The sequence below is a fragment of the Empedobacter sp. UBA2044 genome, assembly GCF_002333005.1.
GTDB classification, from domain to species: Bacteria; Bacteroidota; Bacteroidia; order Flavobacteriales; family Weeksellaceae; genus Empedobacter; species Empedobacter falsenii_B.
In genome coordinates, this window is the sequence record NZ_DDBA01000041.1 from 5433 (window position 1) to 26081 (window position 20649).

Annotated in this window: 21 protein-coding genes and 1 rRNA gene; 15 read left to right on the forward strand and 7 right to left on the reverse strand. The window is 31.5% G+C overall.

Translation table 11 applies throughout. From position 1 onward, the window contains the following. Nucleotides 1–171 precede the first annotated feature (171 nt). The 6 genes from rrf (at nucleotide 172) to B4E59_RS07205 (ending at nucleotide 5642) form a co-directional block, all read left to right on the forward strand. Nucleotides 172–280 (forward strand): 5S ribosomal RNA (gene rrf, locus B4E59_RS07180). A gap of 664 nt (nucleotides 281–944) precedes the next feature. After that, the gene (locus B4E59_RS07185) at nucleotides 945–2327 is read left to right on the forward strand and encodes a trimethylamine monooxygenase (protein WP_291047172.1); all 1383 of its coding nucleotides are present in this window, start codon (nucleotides 945–947) and stop codon (nucleotides 2325–2327) included. A gap of 127 nt (nucleotides 2328–2454) precedes the next feature. Continuing rightward, nucleotides 2455–3063, forward strand: coding sequence for a trimeric intracellular cation channel family protein (locus tag B4E59_RS07190; protein WP_125350022.1), 609 nt, complete (start codon nucleotides 2455–2457; stop codon nucleotides 3061–3063). Nucleotides 3064–3101: 38 nt separating this feature from the next. Then, nucleotides 3102–3707: a trimeric intracellular cation channel family protein gene (locus tag B4E59_RS07195; RefSeq protein ID WP_125350023.1), complete on the forward strand. Its 606-nt coding sequence runs from the start codon at nucleotides 3102–3104 to the stop codon at nucleotides 3705–3707. A 2-nt stretch (nucleotides 3708–3709) separates the two neighbouring features. Next, a complete protein-coding gene (gene hutG / locus B4E59_RS07200) occupies nucleotides 3710–4651 on the forward strand; it encodes a formimidoylglutamase (protein ID WP_219035272.1) in 942 nt (313 codons plus the stop codon). Nucleotides 4652–4775: 124 nt separating this feature from the next. Continuing rightward, nucleotides 4776–5642 carry a sigma-70 family RNA polymerase sigma factor gene (locus B4E59_RS07205; RefSeq protein ID WP_019975176.1) on the forward strand — a complete coding sequence of 289 codons (867 nt, stop codon included), beginning with the start codon at nucleotides 4776–4778 and terminating at the stop codon, nucleotides 5640–5642. 38 nt (nucleotides 5643–5680) lie between these two features. Here the strand turns inward: B4E59_RS07205 and mgtE are convergent, their stop codons facing one another. Beyond that, nucleotides 5681–7000 carry a magnesium transporter gene (mgtE, locus tag B4E59_RS07210; protein ID WP_125350025.1) on the reverse strand — a complete coding sequence of 440 codons (1320 nt, stop codon included), beginning with the start codon at nucleotides 6998–7000 and terminating at the stop codon, nucleotides 5681–5683. A 96-nt stretch (nucleotides 7001–7096) separates the two neighbouring features. Here mgtE and B4E59_RS07215 point away from each other — a divergent pair, with 96 nt between their 5' ends. The 6 genes from B4E59_RS07215 to B4E59_RS07240 all read left to right on the forward strand — a co-directional run bounded on the left by B4E59_RS07215 (nucleotide 7097) and on the right by B4E59_RS07240 (nucleotide 10899). After that, nucleotides 7097–7486, forward strand: coding sequence for a hypothetical protein (locus tag B4E59_RS07215; RefSeq protein WP_219035270.1), 390 nt, complete (start codon nucleotides 7097–7099; stop codon nucleotides 7484–7486). A gap of 60 nt (nucleotides 7487–7546) precedes the next feature. Continuing rightward, nucleotides 7547–8122 carry a DUF3575 domain-containing protein gene (locus tag B4E59_RS07220; RefSeq protein WP_219035269.1) on the forward strand — a complete coding sequence of 192 codons (576 nt, stop codon included), beginning with the start codon at nucleotides 7547–7549 and terminating at the stop codon, nucleotides 8120–8122. An 84-nt stretch (nucleotides 8123–8206) separates the two neighbouring features. After that, nucleotides 8207–8854 carry a ribulose-phosphate 3-epimerase gene (gene rpe / locus B4E59_RS07225; protein WP_280036965.1) on the forward strand — a complete coding sequence of 216 codons (648 nt, stop codon included), beginning with the start codon at nucleotides 8207–8209 and terminating at the stop codon, nucleotides 8852–8854. Nucleotides 8855–9042: 188 nt separating this feature from the next. Further along, nucleotides 9043–9543, forward strand: a complete 501-nt coding sequence (locus tag B4E59_RS07230; protein ID WP_291047174.1) for a regulatory protein RecX — start codon at nucleotides 9043–9045, stop codon at nucleotides 9541–9543. Nucleotides 9544–9637: 94 nt separating this feature from the next. Further along, nucleotides 9638–10285, forward strand: coding sequence for a DUF2306 domain-containing protein (locus tag B4E59_RS07235; RefSeq protein ID WP_291047175.1), 648 nt, complete (start codon nucleotides 9638–9640; stop codon nucleotides 10283–10285). A gap of 23 nt (nucleotides 10286–10308) precedes the next feature. Next, the gene (locus B4E59_RS07240) at nucleotides 10309–10899 is read left to right on the forward strand and encodes a hypothetical protein (protein WP_286495877.1); all 591 of its coding nucleotides are present in this window, start codon (nucleotides 10309–10311) and stop codon (nucleotides 10897–10899) included. A gap of 40 nt (nucleotides 10900–10939) precedes the next feature. On the opposite strand, the gene B4E59_RS07245 is transcribed toward B4E59_RS07240, so the two are convergent. The 3 genes from B4E59_RS07245 to B4E59_RS07255 form a co-directional block, all read right to left on the reverse strand. Then, nucleotides 10940–11572, reverse strand: a complete 633-nt coding sequence (locus B4E59_RS07245) for a CatA-like O-acetyltransferase (protein ID WP_286495878.1) — start codon at nucleotides 11570–11572, stop codon at nucleotides 10940–10942. Nucleotides 11573–11601: 29 nt separating this feature from the next. Next, entirely contained in the window at nucleotides 11602–12486 is an 885-nt protein-coding gene (locus tag B4E59_RS07250) for a DMT family transporter (RefSeq protein ID WP_286495880.1), read from the reverse strand. A gap of 62 nt (nucleotides 12487–12548) precedes the next feature. Beyond that, entirely contained in the window at nucleotides 12549–14087 is a 1539-nt protein-coding gene (locus B4E59_RS07255; protein WP_291047178.1) for a serine hydrolase, read from the reverse strand. 173 nt (nucleotides 14088–14260) lie between these two features. On the opposite strand from B4E59_RS07255, the gene B4E59_RS07260 reads away from it, so the two are divergent. Next, complete coding sequence (locus tag B4E59_RS07260; protein ID WP_125350034.1) at nucleotides 14261–15253, forward strand: 2-hydroxyacid dehydrogenase; 993 nt, start codon at nucleotides 14261–14263, stop codon at nucleotides 15251–15253. Here the strand turns inward: B4E59_RS07260 and B4E59_RS07265 are convergent. The 3 genes from B4E59_RS07265 to B4E59_RS07275 all read right to left on the reverse strand — a co-directional run bounded on the left by B4E59_RS07265 (nucleotide 15248) and on the right by B4E59_RS07275 (nucleotide 17899). Beyond that, nucleotides 15248–15592, reverse strand: a complete 345-nt coding sequence (locus tag B4E59_RS07265) for a DUF4260 domain-containing protein (protein ID WP_125350035.1) — start codon at nucleotides 15590–15592, stop codon at nucleotides 15248–15250. The genes B4E59_RS07260 and B4E59_RS07265 overlap by 6 nt on opposite strands. A gap of 93 nt (nucleotides 15593–15685) precedes the next feature. Next, on the reverse strand, nucleotides 15686–17482 hold the full coding sequence (gene lepA, locus B4E59_RS07270) for a translation elongation factor 4 (protein WP_038332533.1): 1797 nt from the start codon (nucleotides 17480–17482) through the stop codon (nucleotides 15686–15688). Nucleotides 17483–17608: 126 nt separating this feature from the next. Beyond that, nucleotides 17609–17899: a helix-turn-helix transcriptional regulator gene (locus tag B4E59_RS07275; RefSeq protein ID WP_219035376.1), complete on the reverse strand. Its 291-nt coding sequence runs from the start codon at nucleotides 17897–17899 to the stop codon at nucleotides 17609–17611. Nucleotides 17900–18162: 263 nt separating this feature from the next. Here B4E59_RS07275 and B4E59_RS07280 point away from each other — a divergent pair, with 263 nt between their 5' ends. Both B4E59_RS07280 and B4E59_RS07285 read left to right on the forward strand, forming a co-directional pair. Further along, nucleotides 18163–18726, forward strand: coding sequence for a glycosyl hydrolase 2 galactose-binding domain-containing protein (locus tag B4E59_RS07280; protein WP_219035377.1), 564 nt, complete (start codon nucleotides 18163–18165; stop codon nucleotides 18724–18726). Continuing rightward, nucleotides 18651–20339, forward strand: coding sequence for a beta-mannosidase (locus B4E59_RS07285; protein ID WP_409450440.1), 1689 nt, complete (start codon nucleotides 18651–18653; stop codon nucleotides 20337–20339). The genes B4E59_RS07280 and B4E59_RS07285 overlap by 76 nt, the downstream gene beginning before the upstream one ends. Nucleotides 20340–20649 lie beyond the last annotated feature (310 nt).

Genomic DNA, 20649 nt, shown 5'->3' on the forward strand with positions numbered 1-20649 from the left:
ACGAATCAAAGCTAATGATAGTAATATCAAAAATAAAAAAGATTAAATACTAAGATTGATTTAATCGTCATAGAGAAGGTTAGTTAATCTTATTTGGATTAAGAAAGTAATACCAGATTGTATAGTAATAATGTCAAGATATAATAGGAACTAAGACCTATACAAAAATATTAGGGTGACTATAGCTGCAGGGCTCACCTCTTCCCATTCCGAACAGAGAAGTTAAGCCTGCCTGCGCCGATGGTACTGTTACTTACGGGAGAGTAGGTCGTCGCCAGTTTTTATTAAAAGCCTCAAGTAAACAACTTGAGGCTTTTTTTGTGGGTATACGTCGCGCTTTAGGCTGAACGTTTTAAGCTTTACGCATCTCCAGACTATGTTCTATAAAACAAGAGGCTTCTAATTATTCAACGAGGAGCTTCTTCTTGATAAAAAGGAAGCTTCCTTTTTAAAATTAACTCAGAACTCGATAACACTCCTAGTTTGCTTAGATTTTTATTGGCAGTCTTAAATCTTATGTCTTATAACTTATTACTCAAAACTCAGAACTTAAAAACCCGCGTTAGGGATAGTAGTGGAAATCCTTTTGGAGGAATTGGTTTTTCTGTAATCACTTCTAATCTTCTTATACAAAAGATTGCAACGGATACCCCGACCGAAGGGAACGCCATAATAATTACGCTTATCATTATGTTTTATTAATATTTGTCCATCTGCTATAATTTTAGTACATTGAAGAATAATTTAATTTTGAATAAAATTTTATTTATTCAGCAAGAGGTTTTCTATCTCTTTATATGTTGTAATCATTAGATTACTCATTCTATTCTGTTTTACACAGTTTTTATAGAAGTTAGTTTCTATATCAGGTCGTTTCAGACATAAAAATCAATTACTATCAATGATAGTTGAGTAGTTCATATAAGTTTAATTAAAAACAATTCATGAGTTTAAAAGTAGGCATTATCGGGGCTGGACCAAGTGGTTTGGCGATGTTAAGAGCATTTGAGTCAGAAGAAAAGAAAGGTAACAAAATTCCAGAAATTAAATGTTTTGAGAAGCAAGAAAACTGGGGAGGAATGTGGAACTACACTTGGCGTACAGGAGTAGGTAAATACGGAGAGCCATTGCATGGCAGTATGTATAAATATTTATGGTCGAATGGACCAAAAGAATGCTTAGAATTTGCAGATTATACATTTTCTGAACACTTTGGTCAAACAATATCTTCTTATCCACCTAGAGAAGTATTATTCGATTATATAGAAGGGAGAATTAAACAAAGTAATGCGCGAAAGTACATTCAGTTTAATACCGTTGCAAGGTGGGTAGATTATGTAGAGGATAAAAAACAGTTTCGCGTTGTTTTTGATGATTTAAAGAAAAATGAAACTTTCGAAGAATATTTCGATTATTTAATTGTCGGAACTGGACATTTTTCTACACCAAATATGCCTTATTTTAAAGGTATCGAGAATTATACAGGAAATGTAATGCATGCGCATGATTTTCGCGGAGCTGATCCATTTAGAGGCAAAGAAATTTTATTGATTGGTAGTAGTTATTCGGCAGAAGATATTGCGGTACAATGCTATAAACACGGAACTAAATCGGTCATAATTTCTTATCGTACAAACCCGATTGATTGTAAATGGCCCGAAGGGATAAAAGAATTGCCTTTAGTGACACATTTTGAAGATAAGAAAGCATTTTTCAAAGACGGAACATCAAAAGAGTTTGATGCAGTAATTATGTGTACAGGTTATCAACACAAATTTCCGTTTTTACCAGATAATTTCCGTTTAAAAACAAAAAACTGTTTGTATCCAGAAGGAATGTATAAAGGTGTAATATCAGATGTTAATGCTCAATTGTTATTTTTGGGAATGCAGGATCAATATTACACATTTAATATGTTTGATGCGCAAGCATGGTTTGCACGTGATTATATTTTAGGACGAATTAATTTACCTTCAAAAGAAGAAATTCAAAAAGATATTCAGAAATGGGTTGATTATGAAAAACAATCGATTTCTGCTGATGATCATGTTGATTTTCAAACTGATTATTTGAAGGATTTAATTCATTTAACTGATTATCCTATGTTCGATTTGGATAAAGTTGCTAATATGTTCAAATCTTGGTTAAAAGATAAAGAAGAAAATATTTTAACTTATCGAGATAAAACCTATACCTCAGTTATGGACGAAACGAAAGCAGAAAAACATCACACACCTTGGATGAAAGAGTTGGATGATAGTTTAGAACGCTATTTGGATGAAGATCCGATTGATGAAAAGCAATTAGAAAAAACAAATTATTATTAATATTAACAAAAAGACTAACAAATGTGTTGGTCTTTTTTTATTTTCGATTGTATATTTAAACATCGTTAAAAAAGAAAAGTGTTTATTTTTGACAGAGCACAACACAATATGATTTAATACAATAGAAATGGAGATTCAATATTTTTTCGAATTATTTGGTACACTTTTTTTTGGAATTTCGGGCGCTTTAGCAGCAGATGAAAAATCTGGTAACGATTGGTTTGGTGTAACCTTTATTGCTTTCCTAACTTCAATTGGAGGTGGCACAATTCGTGATATTTTACTTTCCGTTGAAATTATGTGGATAAAGGATGTTAATCTTATTTATGCGGTAGGGATTGGTGTTATTTTAGCGGCAATTTTCTATACACCTCTGTTGAAACTTCGTAAAACATTTATGCTTTTTGATACGTTAGGAATTGCTTTGTTTACGATTGTTGGTTTAGAAAAAGCTCTAAATCTTGGAATTCATCCTGTAATTGCACCTGTAATGGGAATGTTTACGGCGGTTTTTGGATCCATTATTCGCGATATGATGTTGAACGAAGTTCCTATTATTTTCAAGAAAGAAATTTATGCGTTTGCATGTCTTTGTGGTGCAGTTATTTATATGATTTTATGGAAATTGGGACTTGATCGTAACATCAATTTCTTTATTTCGGGGGCTGTAATTGTCGCAATTCGTTTGACTGCAATTAAGTATAACTTATCATTACCGAAATTCAAAAGCCATTAATTTATAGATTCGTATCTTAGCGAACTAATTTTTTATAGATGGAAATTCAATACATTTTTGAATTATTTGGGACGGTTGTGTTTGCTATTTCTGGTGCTTTAGCTGGAGATGAAAGACAAAAACATGATTGGTTCGGAATTGCTTGTTTTGCTTTTATAACGGCTGTTGGTGGTGGAACTTTACGCGATCTATTTCTTAACAGTTATCCGTTAGTTTGGATAAATGATATGAATGTCATTTACGCAGTTTTTGCTGGAATTTTGTTGGCAGGATTATTTTTTAAATATTTTTCACGATTAAGAATAACATTAATGCTTTTCGATACATTGGGAATTGCTTTATTTACAATTGTAGGTTTGGAAAAAGCGCATTCTTTGGGCGCAAATGATTTTATTTCTGTGATGATGGGAATGATGACCGCTGTAATGGGAGGAATGTTAAGAGATGTTTTGATGAATAGAACGCCTACAGTTTTTGTGAAAGAAATTTATGCAATGGCATGTGTCGCAGGAGGTGTAATGTATTTAATTTTTGAAAGTTTTGGATTAGATCGTAATATCAATTTTATTGTTTCGGGAGCTATTATTGCCGCAATTCGTATTGTTACTGTAAAATATAATTTGTCGTTACCTAAATTTTATTAATCATGCAAAAAACACCATTTAATCAAGAAAATTGGACAGGAAGAATTGATTCTGAAGATGGAGAATTAGGTTTAAGAATTCATCAAGTAATTTCTGATTATGATAAATTTGAATCATCATCTGTTCAACCAAAAGTACTGTTAGGATTTTGTTCGGAAGAAGGTGTTAAACGGAATAAGGGTAGAATTGGTGCGAAAGATTCACCAGATTTGATTCGAAAAAGTTTGGCGAATTTACCTTTACATTTTTCCGAAACTGATTTTATTTTTGATGCTGGAAATATTCATTGTGATGATAATAATTTAGAATCTGCACGTGAAGAACAAATCAATCAAGTGGATAAAATTATCCAACAAAATCATTTTCCGATTGTAATTGGTGGTGGACACGAAACAGCTTTGGGTGATTTTTTGGCTTTAGCAAAATCATACAAAAATATTGGAATTATCAATCTTGATGCGCATTTTGATTTGAGAACGCCAAATCCGCAATCAACTTCTGGAACGCCTTTTTACGAAATGGCAAAGTATTGCGAAGAAAATGAAATGAAGTTCAATTATATTCCAATCGGTATTCAAGAATTAGGAAATACGAAAGCATTATTTCAACGTGCTGAAAATATAGGAGTTAATTTTATTTTGGCAGATGAAGTGCATTTCAATTTGAATAAAGTATTAGATGATTTGAAAACGATTGTTCAACAATTTGATGTGCTTTATGTTTCGTTGGATATGGATGTTTTTGATGCAGCTTATGCGCCAGGTGTAAGTGCAACGACAATTAATGGTTTGACACCTTTTCAGGTTAAATATATTTTGAAGGTTCTAATGAACTCAAACAAAGTGAAAATATTTGATTTAGTTGAATATAATTCGCTTTTTGATGTTGATAACTCGACAGCGAAACTCTCTGCTCAAATGATTTACGAAGTTTTAAGATATTAATTCTGAAATAATTTACAATATTTTGTAACCTTTTTCAGTTATCTGCGTATACATATATAGTGGTGTTGATAAAATGCCAAAAGAAATCGATAATAATCATTAATAATAGGAGGGTTTTAGTTAAATGAGACAGCTTAAAATTACAAAGCAGGTAACAAATCGTGAAACTGCGTCGTTGGATAAATACTTACAAGAGATTGGTAAAGTAGATTTGATTACAGCGGAGGAGGAAGTAGAGTTAGCACAACGTATCAAAGCAGGAGATCGTGTTGCCTTAGAAAAATTAACAAAAGCAAACTTACGTTTCGTGGTATCTGTTGCGAAACAATATCAAAATCAAGGTTTAAGTTTACCAGATTTAATTAATGAAGGAAACTTAGGTTTGATAAAAGCTGCACAACGTTTTGACGAAACGCGTGGTTTCAAATTTATCTCTTATGCGGTTTGGTGGATTCGTCAATCTATCTTACAAGCATTAGCAGAGCAATCTCGTATTGTACGTTTACCATTAAATAAAATTGGATCGATCAATAAAATTAATAAAGCCTATGCTTTATTAGAGCAAGAACATGAACGTGCTCCATCTGCAGAAGAAATTTCTGAAGTTTTGGATATGTCTGAAGGTGATGTAAAAGAGTCGATGAAAAACTCTGGTCGTCACGTCTCAATGGATGCACCATTAGTAGAAGGAGAAGATTCTAACTTATACGATGTATTAAACATTGGTGAATCTCCATCTCCAGATGTACAATTGATGATTGAGTCATTACGTGTAGAGATTGAACGTGCATTGCAAACATTAACGCCTCGTGAAGCTGATTTAATTCGTTTATACTTCGGATTAAACGGTCAACATCCAATGACGTTAGAAGAAATTGGAGAAACGTTTGATTTAACAAGAGAACGTGTTCGTCAAATTAAAGAAAAAGCAATTCGCCGTTTAAAACATACTTCGAGATCTAAGATTTTGAAAACATATATCGGACGATAATAAAAATAAAAAAATCCAGCCAATTGGTTGGATTTTTTTTATAATAATTTTCCGCTTAGTAAAATTGCAGCAATTGTAAAATAAATAATCAATCCTGAAACATCAACCAAGGTTGCGACGAAAGGCGAGGATGCTGTTGCGGGATCAAATCCAATTTTTCTCAAAATAAATGGAACTAAAGATCCAGAAAGTGTTCCCCATAAAACAATGACGATTAAAGATAAAGCGACTGTTAAAGCTACATATAGCCAATATTCTCCATAACTATAAATTCCAGTTTTTTGCCAAATTAAGATTCTGATAAAACCAACAAATCCTAGAATTGCACCTAAGATTAATCCCGAAGCAAACTCTTTCTTCATTACATACCACCAATCTTTTAGTTTCAATTCACCCAAAGCCATTGCTCGGATAATTAGTGAAGCCGCTTGAGAACCAGAATTTCCACCACTCGAAATAATCAATGGAACAAATAAAGCCAACACAACCGCTTTTTCGATTTCTTGGTCATAATAACTCATAGCAGAAGCAGTAAACATTTCGCCAATAAATAAGATAACCAGCCAACCTGCGCGCTTTTTGATTAATTCCGCAATAGGTGTTTTAGTATACGAAACATCCAATTCTTCCATACCTCCAAATTTCTGAATATCTTCTGTATCACGCATTTTCATACGATCCAAGATATCGTCAAATGTTACAATTCCGACCAAAACATCATTTTCTGTCACAATTGGCATCGCAGAACGATCGTATTTATCAAAAACTTCTAACGCATCTTCTAAAGGAGTTGTCGTCTTGATTGAAACAAAATTATGATCGATTAAATCTTCTACTTTAGTATCTTCATCAGCCAAAAGAATTTCGCCAATTTTTAAATCATCAATCAATCTATTTTTTCCATCAACAATAAAAATATACGTTAATGTTTCGGCTTTTTTTCCATACTTTTTGATGTGAGCCAAAACTTGTTTTACTGTATAATGTTCTTTTACCTGAATATAATTTGGTGTCATTAAACGTGCAATCGAATCTTCTTTGTATCCAATCAAATTCAGTGCTGTAGCACGTTCTTCAGGATTTAAAAGATTAATGGAATGTTTGATTAATTGATCTGGGAAATTTTCAAATAGTTCTGTTCGGTCATCAGGATCAAGATTGTTCAAAACTTCAGCTAAATCTTCGTCCGTCAAACTTTTTACAATTTCGTACTGAATATCGGGTTCAAAATAGGAGAATACTTCAACTTTATCATCATTCAAAAGCGAGTAAAAAGCGATGTTTCTTTCTTTTACGTTCAGTGCAGTTAATTGTTCGGCAATATCTGCTGGATGTTGATTAAGCATATTATTTTCCATAAATTTGTTTTTTTATCCCGAGCTGCAAATTAAGTCTTTTTGAGATGAGAAGAAGTATAGATTGGCTACTTTTAAGCTAATTTTAATATAGAAATTATGATGAATAAAACAGATCAAAAACAAATTAAAGAATTTATAAAATCTATGGATGTAGATGAACGATTTGTTGGAATTTGGTCTGGAACCGATCATGGGAAATTTTTTAAAGGTGAAACAAATAGTTGGATGGTCAATAGAAAAGTTGACGGTACAATGACAGTTAACTTTAAGACCATTCACAGTGATGATTGCGTTACATTTTCTGAAGATGAAGGCGTTTGGTGTACTATTGGTGATGAATATTATGAGTTTAGAGATTCTGATGAAATGGCAGATATTTACACTTATATTTTTATGTCAAAAGATTCGATTCATTTTATTATCAACGAAGAATTGAAAGACGAAGAACCTTATAACTTTATTGATAATAGAGTTTTCTTGGATTAAAAATAATTTTACTGAATCATTTTTTCTGTTATATTCGTATTGTATTAATTAACACTGAAAATGAAAAAACTATTATTTACTCTCTTATTATCAACTTCACTATTTGCTCAAGAAAAAGCAACAGATTTGATTTCAGCACATATTAATGTTTTGGGAGTTGGAGCAAATTATGAGAAAGCCATAACAGATAAAATTACAATTCTTGGTAATTTAAATTATTCTACAATTAATTTTACAGGTTCAGATGATGGTTTGGATATGGATTTCACAGTAAAGTTAGGATTAGAAGGTCGTTATTACTATAATTTTGATCGAAGAAGTTCAAAAGGAAAATCTACTTTAAATAATTCTGCAAATTTTATAGGATTGAAATTTGACTATTATACAGATTGGTTATCAACATACCAAGGGATGGGAAAAGATGATGATTTTGCAAAACTTGTGGTGAATTATGGAATTAAAAGAAATTTTGCTAAAAAATTTTTTTATGAATTCAATTTTGGAGCAGGAATTTTTATAGATACTTATTATCCTTTTAAATATTCTATTAATGGTTCTGATTGGATATATTCAGATAAAGAAACATACATCGACTTCTTACCTGAATTAGGTTTCAAATTTGGTTATAATTTCTAAAAAATATAAATCGTTGAGTTTTCAACGATTTTTTTATTTCATTACCTTTGCACCACAAAATACAAACAAACAACAAATAAGATTATGCCAATAGTAGCACCATCAATTTTAGCAGCCGATTTTGGGAATTTAGCAAAAGACATCGAAATGGTTAATAATTCTCAAGCCGAATGGTTTCATTTAGATGTAATGGACGGCGTTTTTGTTCCGAATATCTCTTACGGAATGCCAATTATCGAGAAAATAAATTCGTTAACAGACAAAGTTTTGGATGTGCATTTAATGATTGTTGATCCAGATCGTTATATTTCAACTTTCAAACAAGTTGGCGCAGATATTTTGACTGTTCATTACGAAGCGTGTACACATTTACATCGTACAATTCAGGCTATAAAAGCAGAAGGAATGAAAGCAGGAGTGGCGCTTAATCCGCATACACCAGTATCTGTTTTAGAAGATGTGATTAATGATTTAGATTTGGTGTTAATTATGAGTGTTAATCCAGGTTTTGGAGGTCAAAAATTCATTGAAAATACTTACAACAAAGTTTCTAAATTGAAAAAAATGATTACAGAAGCTAATGCAAATGTGATCATCGAAATTGATGGAGGAGTTGGAGTACAAAATGCATCAAAATTGGTAGAAGCTGGTGCAGATGCTTTAGTTGCTGGTTCGGCAGTTTTCAATGCTGAGGATCCAACAGCATATATCGCGGAATTACAAAAAGCTTAATAAAAATAGTATTGAGATGTGAGAAATTAGAATTGAGAAGTTCATATTTTTCCTTCAACTATTTAAACAAATAATAAAAAACTGAATCAGAAATGATTCAGTTTTTTTGTTGATTAATCCTGAACTTTTTTCAGGATCCTCATCAAGTTAATCAAACAATTTACTTATTAAAATCTTAACTTTGTTGCATGAATTTCTCTAAAGACAACCCAAAAAAGATTTATACGATTGATGAAATCAAAGATAAAATGGCAAAATATTGTCTTTATCAAGATCGTTGTCATTGGGAAGTAGAGAAAAAACTTCGTGATTTTGATTTGATTCCAGAAGCGAAAGATGAGATTATTTTTAAGCTAATTCATTACGGATTCCTGAATGAAGAACGATTTGTTCATAATTTTGTTCGAGGAAAAGTCAATCAAAAAATGTGGGGAAGAAATCGTCTTCGTCAAGAATTAAAAATGCGTCAAATTGATCAAAAATTAATTGAAAAAGCATTTAAAGAAGAAATTGATTTGGATAAATATTGGAATAATTTATTGCATTTAACACAAAAAAAGTTCAATTTATTAGCTTCTGAGCGAGAATCTTTCAAGAAAATAAACAAAGTAAAAGCATATTTAGCGTACAAAGGTTACGAGTTCGATTTGATGAATGATGCTATAGAAACAGTGAAAACAAAAGAGTAATACAATTCATCCTTAAAATTCGACAATTCGGTCAACTATTTTTAAAATTAAAAACGACTTCACTTAATTTTATTCCATAATAAATAAACACATTATGGAAAATTTAGTCAACATCATTATTTACATTCACGCATTTTTTGGAGGAATTGGCTTGGTTGCTGGAACAGCTGTTATGATTATAAAAAAAGGAAATTCGACACACAAAAAAGTGGGAAAAATATTTTCGATTGGTATGTTAGTCAGTTCTGTTCTTTCGTTGATTATTTGTGCTTTTCCAAATCACCACAATTCTTTTCTTTTAATGATTGGTATTTTCACGATTTATATGATTTTGATCGGAAATAGAATTCTAAATTATAAGCGCAAAAACTATTCTAATAATTTGGATAAAATCATTTCTGGAGCAATGTTTATCACATCTATTGTGATGATTGTTTTTGGATTACTTCCACTTTTCACAAGCAATGCAATTGGATTATTGTATTTAATTTTTGGGTTTTTAGGAGGGTTTATGTGTTATCGAGATTTTGTTTTTTACAAGAATACAGAGAATTATAAAAAATGGACAATGAATCATGTTGGAAAAATGGTTGGTGCTTATATCGCTTCAGTAACAGCGTTTTTGGTTGCAGGCGCTGGATTTGGAGATAATATTTATTTTTGGATTGTGCCTTCAATTATCGGAACGATTTATATTTTTTCTTGGTCAAAAAAACTAAATAAAAAAGTTGCAGTGAATTGATTATCTTTAATCAAAACACTTATATGAAGAATTTATATTTTTTACTCTTATTCATTCTTTTTGTTCAATGTGAGCAACCGAGCAGTCAATCTGCTAAAGGTTGGGAAAAGAAGAATGAAATAAAAGCAGATTCAGTTTTTAAAGATGAGAATGTAAATGAAGTTATTGAACAAGCTATTGATATTACAAAAAGTAATCATATACCAATTAGAACAATCTCTCTCTTTTTCGCAAAAGAAAAATTTTATTTATATATTTCTTCGACTGGACAAGACTGTTCAATAGGGAATTATTATACATTACCAATTACTATTCAAAATACAGATTATACTATTCTTTTAGATAAAAATGAAGTATTAGATGAATATATCGATATCTCAAATTTAAATTATATCCCTTTAGATAAAGAAAAAATAACATTCTGTTGTGAAATAAAAGGTTACGCTTTTCGATTTCATAAAGATGAAGAAGGAAAGTATCAATTAAGAGAGTTGGAGCATTTTTATAATTATACGGATGATTTTGTTTTAGAAGAAGATAAAAAATATTTTCCTATTCAATATGAGGAAATTCTAGAACCAGAACCATTTATTCATCCTAATGATGTAAAATAAAAAAACGAATTTCGAAACTCGAAATTCGTTCTTACTATTTCTAATATTTACCTAATTCGTTTTCAAATTCTTGCAGATAATTCGCCAAATGAAAACCATCTACAAAACCATGATTCGCCTCAACCGAAACAGGCATATACATTTTATCGTTTTGCGTATACGCTTTTCCAAAAATAATTCGCGGAATAGATTCTCCCGTTCCAAAGTTACTTGGTTGTGTTAGACCTGTAAATCTCGACCATGGAAATGTAGAATGACGAACCAAGCCAATGGTAATTTCTTCATTTTTGATATGCAAACCAACCGAGTTTTCTACACTTTGTATTTGCTCTTGAAGTTGCGCGTTAAATGCATCAAAATCTTCGGTAAAATTCATCAATGCAAAACCAAAAGTTCCGTCTTTTCTTCCAATTGTTGTTCCGCAATCTAAATGATCGTACACAAAAATTTCATCATCTTCGATGCGATATTTAAACTCATTAATCTTATTTTCTGCCAACATCGAGCAATGTAAATAGACTGCGAAAAAAGACAATTTATTTGCTTTGGCAAATTTGTACGTTTTAGAACATTCAACCTCCGCAACAACTCCGACATACGGATTATCCATTTTCGAGAACATATTAAAATGCTCTATACGATTCCAACCTTCAGGATTAAATTTCTGTTTCATTGCTGCAAAGTTAAAAATAGGATTTACAATTACTTCAATCTTTTTTGTTGATATGCATCACCAATTACATTCAGAGTTACGCCTAGAATAATCATAAAAATTCCTAAAGCTAAACTCAGCGAAAAATCTTCACCAAACATCATAACACTTACAGCAACGGCAACCACAGGTTCTGATGCGCCAAGAATAGAAGTGGCTGTAGAACCAATATTTTTAATCGCATAAATCAATGCGATGCTCGAAACAACTGTCGTAACAAACGCAAATGTAAAAAAGTTGAAGGTTAATTCTAATGATGGTAAAATGAAGGATTCTTTGTGAATAATCATTTTTGTTGCGTAATAAATCGTTGTAAATAGAAACGAATAAAAGCTTAATGTAAAGCCTTTTATATCTCGTACTTTCGATTTGTTGACTGTCACAATATATAATCCGTAACCCAAAGCACTAATAAAAACAATTCCTAATCCGATTGGATTTAGCTCGAATTTTCCTTCTTTAAAACTTAATAAAATTACACCAGCCAGTACAAAAACAATGGCTACAATAGTTGAAATTGTAATTCTTTCTTTGAAGAAAACAGCCATTATGATGGCAACAATCAACGGATAAACGAATAATAATGTGGAGGCAATTCCAGGAGTTAAATAATCATAACCTAAAAATAAAGCATCCGCTGAGATTCCGTACAATAATCCTAAAATGATTAAAAATGGAATCTGTTTCACATCTATTTTGAATGATTGTTTTTTGATGAATAAATATGTTCCGACAATCAATGCAGAAAAAAAGAATCGATAGAATAATGTAGTATCCATCGAAAAATTTGCCTGTTTTATAGGTAGGATAAATAATGGAATTAATCCATAAGATATGGAAGAAATTAGTCCATATGCGTAACCTTTGAATTTCATTTTTAATAGAAAAAACGAAGTTCTAATTTCGAACTTCGCATTTGATTAGTATTTATTAAAATTTATTTTCTCGTAAAATCTAAATCTTGGAAGTCGTAACTAAAATCTGTTAACGGAGAAATGGCCTTCATTTTGAAACCTGTCATTTTTCCATCTTTTATTTCTGCATAAACAAAAGCGTCTGCATGGAAATAACGATTGTACCATTTTACTGCAAACGTATTGTCTTTGTAAAAAAGCATTTCACCAGTTAATTGAGGTGAACGTTTCGATTCGAAAATGATTTTTCCTTTCTTTTCATAAATTACAACATCACCAAACCAATTGTCCTTATACGTTCCGATTACACTTTTTGAATCAAATTTGATGGCTTTATTTTTTTGATTTGCTTCAACTGTTTTCCAAACTTCATCGGTAATAACATCGGCTTCTTCCACATTTTTCTTCATTATATCATCATACGTTTTTACCCAATCTGTAGATGGATTTTTTAAGTAAAAATCTTTGATTGTATTCGAGATTGCTCGGAAAGCTGCACCCGATTGTTGGTTTGTCAAAATCACAATTCCTAATTTTTCTTGAGGATAAAACATCGTTTGTGTTACAATTCCTTCCAATCCACCAGTATGCGAAACTTCCAATTTTCCGTTCATATCCTGCAATTGCCATCCCAAACCATACGCTTTGAATAATGAATTATAAGGTGGAGTAGTACGATTTGGTTGTAAAGTTTGTGGTGTAATCATTTCGTTCATTTGTTTTTCCGAAATAATTTGTTTTCCATTCACTTTTCCTTTATCTAAATTGAATTGCAACCATTTTGCAAGATCATCTACATTCGAATAAATTCCTGCAGCTGCATCAAAAATGGTGTTCGTATAACGATCAATCACTTGTAATTTTCCGTCAATTGGAACGTGCGGATTAATTGCATTTTTCTTGTCTTTTAGCAAATGCCAATTCGCTGCAGTATTCGTCATTCCAATTGGTTCCAACAATCTTTTTGTTACAAAATCTGTCCAAGATTGCCCCGAAACTCTTTCAATCACAACTCCTGCAATAATGTATAATAAATTATCGTAATCATATTTTACACGGAAATCTGAAACTGGTTTTAAAAACTGAATATTAGAAATAATATCTTTTGGAGTGAAATTATGTCCATCAGGCCAAACCATCAAATCTCCAGCACCCAAACCTAATCCACTTCGATGCGTTAATAAATCACGAATTGTAAACTCTTTGGTTACATAATCGTTGTACATCTTGAATTCAGGAATGTGCGTAATCACTTTATCATCCCACTTTATATTTCCTTCATCAACCAAAATCGCCAAAGCAGCTGCTGTAAAAGCTTTCGAGTTAGAAGCAATGCCAAAATTTGTATTCGACTGAACTTTTTCTCCCGTTTTAAGAGATTTTACGCCATAACCTTTCGAATGCACAATTGTCCTGTCTTTGATAACCGCAACAGACATTCCAGGAACATCAAATGCTTTCATTGCATTTTCTGTGACTTTATCAATAGCTTGATTCGAAATATTTTGTCCAAAAGCTGTAAAAGAAGCTAATGTAATCGTTGATAAAAGTATATTTTTCATGTGTGAATTTGAATTTTCACGAAGTTAGAAATTTTTATTCATCAGCTTATAGCTTTTAATAAAATATCAAAAATAGAGGATGAATTAATTTTGAATGATTTAAAATTTTATAATAATCAAGTAGAAAGTAAATTACAATTAATTAAAAACATAAATTAGTTAAAAATAATTCAATGAAAATAGCTTTCTTTTCGTCTAAGCCTTATGACAAAACTTTTTTTGAGGCTGAAAATAAAAATTACGGTTTTGAACTTAATTTTTATGAAACACATTTAGGTCCGCATATCGTAAACGCGATTGAAGATGAGCATGCTGTTTGTGTGTTTGTGAATGATAAAGTGAACCGACAAGTCATTGAAGTTTTAGCAAAAAAAGGCGTTAAAATTATTGCATTGAGATGTGCTGGTTTTAATAATGTCGATTTGGAAGCTGCGAAAGAATTTGGAATTAAAATTTGTCGTGTTCCTGCATATTCTCCCGAGGCTGTTGCTGAACATACAATGGCGATGTTGTTAACATTGAATCGAAAAACACATAAAGCTTATAATCGTGTTCGTGAACAAAATTTTGCATTGAACGGTTTACTTGGTTTTAATCTTTTTCAGAAGACGATTGGAATTGTTGGAACAGGAAAAATAGGAAAGGCTTTTATCAATATTGCGAAAGGTTTTGGATGTAAGATTATTGCTTATGATTTGTATCCAGATCAAGAATTGATGAATAATGGCGTGGAATATGTTGAGCTGGATAAGTTGTTTAAAACTTCAGATATTATTTCGTTGCATTGTCCGCTGACGCCAGAAAATCATTACATGATTAATCAAGAAACGATTGCGATGATGAAAGATGGCGTAACGATTATTAATACGAGTAGAGGTGGATTAATCAATACACATGAAGCGATTGAAGCTTTAAAAAATCATAAAATTGGTTATTTGGGAATTGATGTTTATGAACAAGAAGAAAAATTATTCTTCAAAGATTTATCAGCAGAAATTATTCAGGATGACATGATTCAGCGATTGATGAGTTTTCCAAATGTTTTGGTAACTGCGCATCAAGCTTTTTTTACACAAGAAGCGTTGGAACAAATTTCAGAAATTACGATGCGAAGTATTTTAGAAATTTTAGAAAAAGGTTCAACAGATGAGGTTGTGATGTTATAAATTATCTAAATGAGTGGATTTGAAACCATCATATTTTTTGAGACCAAATCCTAAAAAACGATCTAACGCAATATGAGCGAAAAAAATTAATCCAATCATTAAACACCATTCAATGTGTAAAAAATAACCAATGAGAATCAATGAAATTGTCGTAAAATAATTATGAATAAAATTATAAGATATTGCGCCAATCTTATTTCCAAAAAGATAACCTAACATAAAAATATCGGGAGCAAGAAAAAGAATTGCAAACAAAAACCAGGAATAATCAAGTTTATAATAGATGATTAGCGTTACAATTAAAATTGCTAATTGTTCTAATTTTAATAAATTTTTCATAATGTTGATGCTTAATTTATTAGTATAAATATTTTACCAATTGTTACAAAAAAAGCCGTTCATTAGAACGGCTTTTGGTATATAAAAAGAATTTTAATCATTCAATTTCAAAACAGCTAAGAATGCAGATTGGGGAACTTCTACACGTCCAATTTGACGCATTTTCTTCTTACCAGCTTTTTGTTTTTCTAATAACTTACGTTTACGAGAAATATCACCACCATAACATTTTGCAGTAACGTCTTTACGTAATGCTTTGATTGTTTCACGCGCAATAATTTTTGCACCAATCGCGGCTTGAATTGGAATATCAAACTGTTGACGAGGAATTAATTCGCGTAATTTTTCACACATTTTCTTTCCAATATTGTAGGCATTATCAACGTGAATTAAGGCAGATAAAGCATCTACAACTTCACCGTTAATCATGATGTCAACTTTTACCAATTTTGAAGCTTTCATTCCAGAAGGTGCATAATCAAACGATGCATATCCTTTTGAAATAGATTTTAATCGATCATAAAAATCGAAAACAACTTCAGCCAAAGGCATATTGAAAATCATTTCTACTCTATGTTGAGTTAAATAGTTTTGAGATTGTAATTCACCACGTTTCTCAATACATAAACTCATTACAGGACCTACGAATTCAGATTTTGTAATGATTGCTGCTCGAATATATGGTTCTTCAACACGATTTAATCCTGATGGATCTGGTAATTCAGATGGATTATGAACCGGAATCATTTTTTCTGGATCTTTTTCCAAGTACGCTTCATACGAAACGTTAGGAACAGTTGTAATTACCGTCATGTTGAACTCACGTTCTAAACGCTCCTGAATAATTTCTAAGTGTAACATTCCTAAGAATCCACAACGGAAACCGAAACCTAAAGCAGCAGAAGATTCAGCTTCAAAAGTTAATGAAGCATCATTCAAACGTAACTTTTCGATAGAAGCACGCAAATCTTCGTAATCTTCTGTGTCAACCGGATAAATACCAGCGAAAACCATTGGTTTTACTTCCTCGAAACCATCAATAGCTTCGCTTGCAGGATTCTCAACTAATGTAATTGTATCTCCAACTTTTACCTCAGAAGCTTCTTTAATTCCAGAAATAATATAACCTACATCTCCAGTTTTAATGACTTTCTTCTCAACTTGATTCAGTTTTAATGTTCCAATTTCATCGGCACCATATTTTTTGTTGGTAGCCATGAATTTTACTTGATCTCCTTTTTTGATTTCTCCATTTACCACTTTGTAAAAAGCTTCAATTCCTCGGAAAGGATTATAAACAGAGTCAAAAATCAAGGCTTGTAACGGTGCATCTGGATCACCAACTGGTGCAGGAACTTTCTCGATAATTGTGTGTAACAATTCTAACACACCTTCACCTGTTTTTCCACTTACACGCAAAACATCTTCGGGATCACAACCAATCAAATCAACAATATCGTCTGTTACTTCTTCTGGATTTGCAGAAGGTAAATCGATTTTGTTCAAAACTGGAATGATTTCCAAATCATTTTCTAAAGCCAAATAAAGGTTAGAAATGGTTTGTGCTTGTATACTTTGTGCAGCATCTACAATTAACAAAGCTCCTTCACAAGCGGCAATCGAACGAGAAACCTCGTAAGAAAAATCCACGTGACCAGGAGTGTCAATTAAATTTAAAATATATTTTTCACCATCTTTTTCATATTCCATTTGGATGGCGTGCGATTTAATTGTGATTCCGCGTTCGCGTTCCAAATCCATATCGTCTAAAGTTTGATTTTGTAACTCACGATCAGAAATCGTGTTTGTTACTTGCAATAAACGATCGGCCAAGGTACTTTTACCATGGTCAATATGGGCGATAATACAGAAATTACGGATATTTTTCATATTCTATTTGTCGAATAGGCAAAAATAATCTTTTCCGTGCAGACTGCAAGTATTTTGAAAAATATTATGAATTATATTTTAATAAATTAACGAGAGTTGAAGTGTGTTTTTTACTAAAAAATAAATCTAGGCAATTATCCGATGAAAAAAAGTATATAATTTATCTTCTTTTACTAGACCAAATTTTTGTTTCAAACGATACTTTGTTATTCGTACACTTTTTGGTTCAATATTAAGAAGAGTTGCAATTTGTTTGGTGTCTAAACCAAGATAGATATACGAACAATATTTCAAATTAAGAGGTGTTAGTTTTTGCTTAGAATGCTCGTTTAGCGTTTTGAAAAAGTTTGAATGTAATTCTTGAATTCTAAATTTAGCACTTTCAAAATCATAATCCATTAAATTTTCTTCTCGCATAACTTGTTTTAAATTGATAGAAGAATCATTTCCATTTTTTTGTAGTTTCCGCTTGATCTTGATTGTACAAATCGATTGAATAATCAGTTGCTTTTTTCTGAAATTCAAATATAGCCGGGTCAACCTAAGTTTAGCATATTCGTTATTCCCATAATTAACGAAGCCTATATTATGTATTCAACAAAAGAAATTGTTTTTAATAATCTCTTTTGTGTTTATATGAATTTTAAACCTAATTTTATCCTTATGAAAATCAGCACAAAATGAGGAGATTACTATTTTTTGTTATTACTTTTTTTACATTTATTCAACTTTCTGCTCAAACGACTCGAAATTTGAATTTAGAGAATTGGACTTTTCAACAAAAAGGAGATTCAAAATGGCTGAAAGCTGAGATTCCTGGTTCTGTTCATACCGATTTGATGTTAAATAATATTATTCCAAATCCTTACAAAGACGTTAATGATGCAAAAGTGCAATGGGTAGAAAACGAAGATTGGAACTACAAAACTTCTTTTGATTTGACTGAAGCCGAACGAAAAGCGCAAAACATTCAGTTAAAATTTAATGGATTGGATACATATGCAAAAGTTTTTCTGAACGGAAAATTAATTCTGGATGCGAATAATATGTTTCGAATTTGGGAAGTTTCGGTCAAAGATTTACTGAAAGATAAAAATAATTTGCTCGAAATACAATTCAAATCGTCGCCTAATGAAGGAAAACGATTAGCAAATCTTCTTCCATATAAATACCAGAAGGTGAGCGTGTTTTTACTCGAAAAGCGCAATATCAGTATGGTTGGGATTGGGGACCAAGATTGGTAACGGTTGCGATTTATAAACCAATTGAACTTATTTCTTGGAATAATTTAAAACTGAATGACTTGTCTTATGAAATTGTCAAATTGGATAAAAATCAAGCGAAAGTAAAGTTTAAATTTATTATCCAATCGGAACAAAATACAGCTGTAGAAATTAATTTTAATCAGAAAATAATCACTCAAAAATTAACCAAAGGAATTAATCATTTTTCGATTGATGAAACGATTCACAATCCAAAATTATGGTGGCCAAATGGAATGGGCGAACAGTATTTATACGATTATCAATTCAAAATTAAACAAGGGAATGAACAGATATTTAAGTATTTAAAATTTGGTTTACGTACGATAGAATTGGTACAAGAAAAAGACGAAGTTGGCTCTAGGTTTTATTTTAAAGTGAATAGGGTTCCAACTTATATGAAAGGTGCAAATTATATTCCGCAAGATAATTTTGTTTCACGAGTTTCAAAAAATGATTATGAAAAGTTGATAAATAGTTCGGTTGAAGCCAATATGAATATGATTCGTATTTGGGGTGGTGGAATTTATGAGGACGATTATTTTTATGAATTATGCGACGAAAAAGGTTTGTTGGTTTGGCAAGATTTTATGTACGCTTGTGCTTTTTATCCTGGCGATCAAGATTTTCTTCACAATGTAAAACAAGAAACAATTGATCAAGTGAATCGCCTAAAAAATCATACTTCTATTGCGCTTTGGTGTGGAAATAATGAAATTGATGAAGCGTGGAAAAATTGGGGATATCAGAAACAAATGGGCTGGTCGAAACAAGATTCGTTGAGTATTTGGAAAGATTATCAAACGACTTTTCATCATATTATTCCGAATGTTTTAGATTCGATTTTACCAAAATCAGAGAATCGCTATTGGCCGTCTTCACCTTCGATTGGTTGGGGAAGAAAAGAAAGTTTGACGCAAGGAGATTCGCATTATTGGGGCGTTTGGTGGGGAATGGAACCGTTTGAAACGTATGAAAAAAAAGTTCCACGTTTTGCTTCTGAATATGGTTTTCAAGGAATGCCAACGTTGAAAACGGTGAAATCAATGTTTTCTGAAAAAGATACATTGAGTAAAAATTCTGCAATAATTTTAGCGCATCAAAAACATCCAAAAGGTTGGGAAACAATCAACGAATATATGCAGCGAGATTATGTTGTTCCGACCGATTTTGTGCAGTACAACTACGTTTCTCAATTGTTACAAGCACGCGGAATTCAGTTGGCAATTGAAGCACATCGACGTGCAAAACCTTATAATATGGGAAGTTTGTATTGGCAATTGAATGACGTTTGGCCAGTAACTTCGTGGTCGTCTTTGGATAAATTAGGAAATTGGAAAGCGTTACATTATCAAGTGAAAAGAAGTTTCGAAAATGTGCTAATTTCAGTAGAAAAAGAAGAAAATGTGTACAAAATTTATATCGTAAATGACTTATTGAAAGATTTGAAAGGAAAAGTAAAATTTTCTGTGGTAGATTTTAATGGAAATAAACATTGGACTAATGATAAAGATGTAATTATTTTATCAAATTCTTCAACCAAGATAATGGAATTAACTGATGAAATTTTGAAAGGAACTTCTTCAACTAAATGAATGTTAAAAATCAATAATATTTTTCTCCCTATTTTTAGTGAAATTTCACAAAGGATTTGGAAATGTGAATTTTATTGACTTAAATTTGCACTGATAAAAATCATAACGTATAACAATTTAATAACGAAGAAATAAAATGTTCAAAGAAAAGACATATCAGTTTTTAGCTATTGCAACAGATTTTGCAATGAGCATTCTTCGTGCTTATAAATCGTAAATAATTTACTTATTATATCAAAAGCCCGGAGGATTCTTCGGGCTTTTTCTTTTATTATTCCATTCTAGATTCAGAATAACTTCTAAAAACTTC

Excerpts from the sequence above, each read along its gene's own strand:
- B4E59_RS07185 (WP_291047172.1), top strand. The coding sequence starts at position 945 with ATGAGTTTAAAAGTAGGCATTATCGGGGCTGGACCAAGTGGTTTGGCG.
- B4E59_RS07190 (WP_125350022.1), top strand. The coding sequence starts at position 2,455 with ATGGAGATTCAATATTTTTTCGAATTATTTGGTACACTTTTTTTTGGA.
- B4E59_RS07195 (WP_125350023.1), top strand. The coding sequence starts at position 3,102 with ATGGAAATTCAATACATTTTTGAATTATTTGGGACGGTTGTGTTTGCT.
- hutG (WP_219035272.1), top strand. The coding sequence starts at position 3,710 with ATGCAAAAAACACCATTTAATCAAGAAAATTGGACAGGAAGAATTGAT.
- B4E59_RS07205 (WP_019975176.1), top strand. The coding sequence starts at position 4,776 with ATGAGACAGCTTAAAATTACAAAGCAGGTAACAAATCGTGAAACTGCG.
- mgtE (WP_125350025.1), bottom strand. The coding sequence starts at position 7,000 with ATGGAAAATAATATGCTTAATCAACATCCAGCAGATATTGCCGAACAA.
- B4E59_RS07215 (WP_219035270.1), top strand. The coding sequence starts at position 7,097 with ATGATGAATAAAACAGATCAAAAACAAATTAAAGAATTTATAAAATCT.
- B4E59_RS07220 (WP_219035269.1), top strand. The coding sequence starts at position 7,547 with ATGAAAAAACTATTATTTACTCTCTTATTATCAACTTCACTATTTGCT.
- rpe (WP_280036965.1), top strand. The coding sequence starts at position 8,207 with ATGCCAATAGTAGCACCATCAATTTTAGCAGCCGATTTTGGGAATTTA.
- B4E59_RS07230 (WP_291047174.1), top strand. The coding sequence starts at position 9,043 with ATGAATTTCTCTAAAGACAACCCAAAAAAGATTTATACGATTGATGAA.
- B4E59_RS07235 (WP_291047175.1), top strand. The coding sequence starts at position 9,638 with ATGGAAAATTTAGTCAACATCATTATTTACATTCACGCATTTTTTGGA.
- B4E59_RS07240 (WP_286495877.1), top strand. The coding sequence starts at position 10,309 with ATGAAGAATTTATATTTTTTACTCTTATTCATTCTTTTTGTTCAATGT.
- B4E59_RS07245 (WP_286495878.1), bottom strand. The coding sequence starts at position 11,572 with ATGAAACAGAAATTTAATCCTGAAGGTTGGAATCGTATAGAGCATTTT.
- B4E59_RS07250 (WP_286495880.1), bottom strand. The coding sequence starts at position 12,486 with ATGAAATTCAAAGGTTACGCATATGGACTAATTTCTTCCATATCTTAT.
- B4E59_RS07255 (WP_291047178.1), bottom strand. The coding sequence starts at position 14,087 with ATGAAAAATATACTTTTATCAACGATTACATTAGCTTCTTTTACAGCT.
- B4E59_RS07260 (WP_125350034.1), top strand. The coding sequence starts at position 14,261 with ATGAAAATAGCTTTCTTTTCGTCTAAGCCTTATGACAAAACTTTTTTT.
- B4E59_RS07265 (WP_125350035.1), bottom strand. The coding sequence starts at position 15,592 with ATGAAAAATTTATTAAAATTAGAACAATTAGCAATTTTAATTGTAACG.
- lepA (WP_038332533.1), bottom strand. The coding sequence starts at position 17,482 with ATGAAAAATATCCGTAATTTCTGTATTATCGCCCATATTGACCATGGT.
- B4E59_RS07275 (WP_219035376.1), bottom strand. The coding sequence starts at position 17,899 with ATGCGAGAAGAAAATTTAATGGATTATGATTTTGAAAGTGCTAAATTT.
- B4E59_RS07280 (WP_219035377.1), top strand. The coding sequence starts at position 18,163 with ATGAGGAGATTACTATTTTTTGTTATTACTTTTTTTACATTTATTCAA.